The sequence below is a fragment of the Pseudomonas fluorescens genome (assembly GCF_018614775.1).
GTDB lineage: Bacteria > Pseudomonadota > Gammaproteobacteria > Pseudomonadales > Pseudomonadaceae > Aquipseudomonas > Aquipseudomonas fluorescens_BY.
This window is the reverse complement of record NZ_JAGGOF010000123.1, coordinates 1-5,169: the sequence shown is the minus strand read 5'-3', so window position 1 is coordinate 5,169 and position 5,169 is coordinate 1. Positions and strand designations below refer to the sequence as shown.

The following is a 5,169-nucleotide window of genomic DNA, read 5'->3' as shown; positions in this document are numbered from 1 at the left end:
TAGTTAGGCGATGACGCGACAACTACCTTGAAAAACGCCGCGATCAATCCGGTAACAGGCCAGGCCACTTTATTATTGTTAAACATCTATGTCCTCGTTCGTGCCTGGTAATTGGCCAGGCAGAAACGCTGAGTATAGATAGAGGGGGCTCCCTTCCAACGTGAGCTACGAGGAGGAGTTGCTGCCAATGATGCTATATAACCCACCTCTGTCGACGGACACTGGAAAGCCAAGGCCAGATCATAATTCGATTTCACTGGTAATCGGTCAATCCTATAACCGTGATCTGCCCCCGTTTTCCTTGGAGCCGCTGCCCACAAGACCATTGTCGCGAGTGGCAATGAGGAGATAGGGAAAGACTTCGATTTGAACTCATGATCACTTTCCAACTCACTGTAACGCCACCCCGGTGATGCTCGCTCCCTGCGCGCTGGGCTAGTGAAGAGGGCACGGAAACGGCGAAGAGGATTAAAATTGGACCAGGCCATATCCAAGCGTGCCTGCACCATCTCATTTTTCGCCTGGACAATCTGCCCTGCCAAACTTAGCGCCCTTCTTTTGAACTCCCTGTGAAGCGCCTGCTCCTCGCTCTCGTTTCCCAGTGGCGCAACCTTCATTTCGGAAAATGTGAAGAGCGTTCGGTCGCTGAGCACATAAAACGTGCCGCGGATTTTTTGTATATTACCCAGAAAGACAAAGTCGACCGAAACGAACGCATGTTCGTCCATGTCGATGTAGTACAGCGGCTCACCCAAGTGGTTTCGAACTTTTCCGTCCTGGTGAATCCGACCCAGGGGTGCGCCATCGCTGCCGTTACCCTTGAAGACCAGGTAGCGGCCATTCGTGTAGTTATACGGCATTAGCGCTCCTTGTACTGACTCGACATCGGAACTCCTGTTTGCCCATTCGCTGTCCCCACCCATGACCCTTTTCCGCAACGCTATCAGGTCAAGGGCTACCCCTGCTCGACTTCTTCTGATACCGACTGCCCAAGAGAACCAGCCTTGACTGGAGACCGACTAACGGGGCCCTTGTATTGAGCTGCCACCCAAGGCCATTCAGGGCCATTCAGGGAGCGCCGGACACCACATCCCGCTCGGGTTGTGCCGAAAGCGGAACATCAAACACCCGGTCAAACACCCACTGGAAAACCAGCGAGTAAAAGAAGAAAAACACAAACAGTCCCAAGTTGGTCACCAGTGCCAACCACAGGCTTATACCCAGCCAGGCCCCGATCACGGGCGTAAGCATCAGCGTCAACCCGCCTTCAAACCCCAGGGAATGAAGCAGGCGACGACGCCAACTGCGGTGGCGGTGGTCCTGGCGGCGCTCCCACCACTCGAACAAACCGTTGAAAACCATGTTCCAGGCCAGTGCGACGGTAGAAATCACCAAGGATAACTGGGTTGAATAGACCAAACTCTGACTGTAGGTAAACGCCAGCGCCGGCGCCACGAACAGCACGCCGCCGGCCTCGTAGAGAACGGCCTGTAGGATCTTGCGAGGGGTGCCTTGCATCGGTGTTCCTCCGGGTGAGCCATGGAAGACCACAGCCTGGCGAGTTGAGCGCTCACTCTCAAATGAGCTAAATTGAGCCACGCTCAACTTGAGTCACTCATTTCCCCATGTTCGCCAAACTGCCCCTCACCGCCTTGCGCGGTTTCGAGTCTGCTGCACGGCTGGGCAGCTTCAAGGCAGCGGCCCGGGAACTGAATGTCAGCCCTGCGGCCATATCCCATCAAGTCAAAAGCCTTGAGGCCTTCCTGGGTGTGCGGCTGTTCGAACGCTCCAGCCAGAACGTGCGCCTCAGCGCCGACGGCGAGCGCCTTCACCCACAGATGCACCGGGCCCTGCTGGATATCCAGCACGGCTTGCAGACGCTATCGCCGCCGTGTGCCGCGCAGTCTCTGGTGGTGAGCACCACGCCAGCGTTCGCCAGTCTGTGGCTGATACCCCGGCTCGGGGATTTTCATCGGCGGTACCCGGATATCGACGTCAGGCTGCATACCAGTAACGACGTGGTGGACCTGCAGCGTGACGCAAGCGTCGATATGGCAATCCGCGCCCTGTTCAAGCCAGATCCACAACTGTTCGAGCAGCCTTTACTGGACGAGTGCTTTGGCGTCTATTGCCGTCCTGGCTGGCAACCGCCCGTAGATGGCATGCCCATCGACCTGATTGATGTGCCCTGGCTGAGCGACGCAAACGTCGCGGTCGACTGGCCCGCCTGGTGCGCGGCGGCCGGAACGCTCGGTTGGCTGGATAACGCGCGCTTGCGCCGTTATGACGAGGAACAGCATGCACTGCAAGCCGCGATTGTAGGCCACGGGTTGGTGCTTGCCAGCAACGTATTGGTCGCCGAGGCTGTTGCCCAGGGGCAACTGCTTGGCTATCGCCCAGAAGTACACCTGCCGGGCGCGCGCTATACCGTTGTGTGCGTGCCGGGGCGGGAGCGGCAACCGCTGGTGCGGAGGTTCAGTGAGTGGTTGCTAGGGCAGGATATTGTCTTGGAATCAGCGCACTAGCATGGGGTACCAGGGCTTAGGCGTCCTGAAAATCGGGAGAAACTGGCGAAAACACGATGCTGCGTTCACCTGTCATCGATCCGTCCCACCTCCGAGTGTTCCCTTTCCCCTTAAGATAATCCTGGCCGCTCCGATGTCACCGCATTGAGTTCCTGATCGGCTGACGAATCTTGCGGGGGAATCCAATAGGCATCCCTTACCTGATCCAATGCCTGCCAAGGTGCGGCGCCAAATCGCGCTTTCTGGCAGCCCGCTTCATGGATAAATTCGAGCGCTCTGTTTTGCTCGGACTGCTCTACACCGCAGCCTTTGCACTTCACGGTCTGATTACGTAGAGCCCAGCTTTCATGCCAGGAGATCAGCTTTTCGAGAGGAGTCACTTTCCTGCTTCCGCTTAAAAACCTGTACAAAAATATAATCCACGTACAGGATTTTTGCTACCCGGTCGCTTCTCAGAGGCAGACCGGGGCTGGATGCTGATGCTGGATCACTGGGAGCGCGGCAGCATCTACGATTCGGCCAAAAAACGGTAGGTAGACTCACAGAGGTTCTACGCAAAAAAAAATGAATCTACCCCGCTTCCCTATCAATGAAGAACCCTGCGACTCTCTCCAATCCTGATTCGATCGAGTGCCCTGTTTAAAGCGTCCAAGGCATCAAGTAGCGCTTTCGCCTCAGCTTCCCGACCATCGCCCCAGAGGCGCTCAGCCACTTTGTTCAGTGCCTGGATAGAGCGCTCAATGTCAGCAGCAGTCGCTGCTTCGCTATCCTGATGTTTTTTTGGCATTGATTAGCCCTTCAGGGCACCTTTCAGTGAGCTACAGAAGCATTGAAGACAACCACGATCTGGACTCACCTGCAATCGTCCGCCTCAATCGCGGTCTGCTCCCGTTTCAATTAACTTTGCGTTCTTGATGTCAGCGATGATTTTCTGGGAAATAGCCTGGACCTGCTCTTGGGTCATCGCCGACATGACGCCTTCCCAGGCAGATGATGAGGTGTCATAGGTGCGCGTGCCAATCAGGCGGCCTGTTTTCAAGTCCGAGTAATCGGCGCTGGAGTTGACCCACGCATTTCCAACCATGACTCCGGCCCCGTAACGCGCACCCGGGGTCAGGTAACGGAAATTGCTTACGTTGATCTTGATGCCGACACCGTCTTTACCCTCAAGGCTTTTTGCCTGAGCTTCGGCAAGGTTGTAACCCGCGCGAGTTGCTTCTACTTGCAGCGCGTCATTCCATTTGATGTCCGTATCCACAAAAGTTGGTTGGTTGAGGTTAGCATCAGTGCGGGGGCGGCTTTCGGTTATTGCATTGTGGGTGATAGATCCATGCTCATCGCGGAGTCGATGGATATCCATGGAACTGGTGACGTCGTACATCCAGCCAGCAACGCAACAGCTACCGCGCCTACAAAAATCTCATGGGGTCACTCCTGTGGAAAGAACGCACCCTATCACCGGCTCAGCCCAACCGGTCTCTCAACGTTGTGAAAATCCGGCGCCATTGCCCTAGCACAATTCAGGCGACCGATGATGAACATACGTTCATCGAAAACATGGCTCGATGCGTCTAGGCTGCGGGTTCCAACATAGTGACTACAGGAGTAACCCACCATGTTCTCGCACGAAAGTATCCCGCTGATTATCATCTTCATCATCATGCTGCTTTGCATCCTCGCAGCCATCCTCCATCCAGTACACGCGATCGTCACCTGGCTTCGGAGGCGAGGAGAGGGATCTTCTCGCCGGCACGGGCAAAAAACAGATTCGCACTGAATTTCTTCCTACGGGCCCGGCTACGTCCGGGCGTTTTTTTAGCCTGTACGAATCCCCCGTAACGCATCGCCTCGCTCCGATAGTAGCCTCTAGCATCCACGCGACGGATTTCCCCAGTCCTTTGCCTGTAAGCCCAAGGACTGGGATTGCGCCAATATCGGCGCGGATAACGCAAGGAAAGTGAAATGCATCCTGGGCAAACTCGATTCCCTTATTTTTTGATGACCAACGACTCCGAACTGGTTGAAAAAGCAAAGGAATTTCAGTCAATGGCGTTGCAGAAGCCAGAGGGGTCTTTACCTTCAAGGCTGACTCTGACTTTGAAACTGTCATGACCATCGTCGCTCCGGGTTGCAGACATTCCTGGACGACCTAGGCTTTGAATGGCTTGGGATAAGAGCTTCGTTGGCGCATGAAAATCCTAGCGATAAGGGCGATGGTGTCCGCTTAAAATGATCTGACCCCATCGCCCTTAATGCTGGAGTTCGGTAGGTGACTTGGCCGGACGGTTACGAGAAAGCTGCGCTTCCACCTCGAGAAAAAAGATCGGGCTGGCGCCAGGCGTTCTGGTCAACCCGGGCGGGTCGGTTCGAACGTCATTGAAGGAGAGTTCACCCGCCAGGAAAGCGTGCGTGACCAGTCACCGGCCTATCAGGCTACACAGAAGAACGCTTCACCAAAGGCGCTCACAGTCATTGAAGCTGGCCAGAGCCGCGGCGAAGGGAAAGCTCAAAGAGTCGGATCTGGTGCTCTTGGAGGGCATCGCCGCTCTGCTTGAGAAAGCCAACGCCGAAGAGCCTTGAGCCAGAATGCAAAAAGCCCGGCACGAGGCCGGGCTTTAGAAATGTGTCTAGTCCTGAAATAGGT

At 55.5% G+C, this 5,169-nt stretch carries 7 protein-coding genes; 2 read left to right on the top strand and 5 right to left on the bottom strand.

Annotated elements, in window-relative coordinates; genetic code table 11:
- Positions 1-86: 86 nt before the first annotated feature.
- Positions 87-860 carry a hypothetical protein gene (locus J7E36_RS24840; protein ID WP_215008946.1) on the bottom strand — a complete coding sequence of 258 codons (774 nt, stop codon included), beginning with the start codon at positions 858-860 and terminating at the stop codon, positions 87-89.
- A gap of 208 nt (positions 861-1,068) precedes the next feature.
- Entirely contained in the window at positions 1,069-1,518 is a 450-nt protein-coding gene (locus tag J7E36_RS24835) for a PACE efflux transporter (RefSeq protein ID WP_215008944.1), read from the bottom strand.
- A 107-nt stretch (positions 1,519-1,625) separates the two neighbouring features.
- Here J7E36_RS24835 and J7E36_RS24830 point away from each other — a divergent pair, with 107 nt between their 5' ends.
- Positions 1,626-2,525 (top strand): LysR substrate-binding domain-containing protein, encoded by a 900-nt coding sequence (locus tag J7E36_RS24830; protein WP_215008943.1) that lies wholly within the window; start codon positions 1,626-1,628, stop codon positions 2,523-2,525.
- Positions 2,526-2,635: 110 nt separating this feature from the next.
- On the opposite strand, the gene J7E36_RS24825 is transcribed toward J7E36_RS24830, so the two are convergent.
- The 3 genes from J7E36_RS24825 to J7E36_RS24820 all read right to left on the bottom strand — a co-directional run bounded on the left by J7E36_RS24825 (position 2,636) and on the right by J7E36_RS24820 (position 3,906).
- Entirely contained in the window at positions 2,636-2,905 is a 270-nt protein-coding gene (locus tag J7E36_RS24825) for a hypothetical protein (RefSeq protein ID WP_215008942.1), read from the bottom strand.
- A 206-nt stretch (positions 2,906-3,111) separates the two neighbouring features.
- Positions 3,112-3,312, bottom strand: a complete 201-nt coding sequence (locus J7E36_RS25355; protein ID WP_231286415.1) for a hypothetical protein — start codon at positions 3,310-3,312, stop codon at positions 3,112-3,114.
- A gap of 84 nt (positions 3,313-3,396) precedes the next feature.
- Positions 3,397-3,906, bottom strand: coding sequence for a hypothetical protein (locus J7E36_RS24820; protein ID WP_231286414.1), 510 nt, complete (start codon positions 3,904-3,906; stop codon positions 3,397-3,399).
- 234 nt (positions 3,907-4,140) lie between these two features.
- On the opposite strand from J7E36_RS24820, the gene J7E36_RS24815 reads away from it, so the two are divergent.
- Positions 4,141-4,302, top strand: coding sequence for a hypothetical protein (locus J7E36_RS24815; protein WP_215008941.1), 162 nt, complete (start codon positions 4,141-4,143; stop codon positions 4,300-4,302).
- The last annotated feature ends 867 nt before the right edge of the window (positions 4,303-5,169 follow it).

Bases quoted from the DNA above. Each gene is read 5' to 3' on its own strand.
- J7E36_RS24840 (WP_215008946.1), bottom strand. From the start codon at position 860: ATGCCGTATAACTACACGAATGGCCGCTACCTGGTCTTCAAGGGTAAC.
- J7E36_RS24835 (WP_215008944.1), bottom strand. From the start codon at position 1,518: ATGCAAGGCACCCCTCGCAAGATCCTACAGGCCGTTCTCTACGAGGCC.
- J7E36_RS24830 (WP_215008943.1), top strand. From the start codon at position 1,626: ATGTTCGCCAAACTGCCCCTCACCGCCTTGCGCGGTTTCGAGTCTGCT.
- J7E36_RS25355 (WP_231286415.1), bottom strand. From the start codon at position 3,312: ATGCCAAAAAAACATCAGGATAGCGAAGCAGCGACTGCTGCTGACATT.
- J7E36_RS24820 (WP_231286414.1), bottom strand. From the start codon at position 3,906: ATGTACGACGTCACCAGTTCCATGGATATCCATCGACTCCGCGATGAG.
- J7E36_RS24815 (WP_215008941.1), top strand. From the start codon at position 4,141: ATGTTCTCGCACGAAAGTATCCCGCTGATTATCATCTTCATCATCATG.